The sequence below is a fragment of the Mesorhizobium sp. M8A.F.Ca.ET.207.01.1.1 genome (assembly GCF_004794715.1).
Lineage (GTDB): Bacteria > Pseudomonadota > Alphaproteobacteria > Rhizobiales > Rhizobiaceae > Mesorhizobium.
This window is the reverse complement of sequence record NZ_SRUS01000182.1, coordinates 1-384: the sequence shown is the minus strand read 5'-3', so window position 1 is coordinate 384 and position 384 is coordinate 1. Positions and strand designations below refer to the sequence as shown.

General features: G+C 67.7%; 1 protein-coding gene. It reads right to left on the bottom strand.

Going from position 1 to position 384, the window contains the following annotated elements; translation table 11 throughout:
- On the bottom strand, window positions 1-384 hold a 384-nt coding region (locus EN850_RS34080; RefSeq protein ID WP_136092975.1), incomplete at both ends, for a glutathione S-transferase family protein.

Sequence of the window (384 nt, the reverse complement as noted above, 5' to 3'; positions counted from 1 at the left end):
CTCATCGTCTCGCCGAGCAGGTACGGGCCCTGCGCCAGCTGCGCCTCGACCACCTGCAGCACGGTCTCCGCATCGTTGTACGGCGACATCAGGCGCGGTGGCGGCTCACGGTGCATCGCCTTGTCGATCATCGCCGGCTCGAAACAGGCGCCGTAGAAGGCCATCCAGCGCAGGTAGGGCCCGCGCAGGGCGTCGCCGATCGGCGGCGCCAGCCCGGCTTCCGGATACAGGTCGGCCAGGTACAGATAAATGGCCACCTGTTCGGTCACCAGCGCGCCGTTGTGGACGATGGCCGGCACCTTGCCCAACAGGTTGATGGCCAGATAGGCCGGGGCCAGGTTGGCGCCAGCCTTCAGGTCCAGCACCTCCATGCGATGGTCGGCA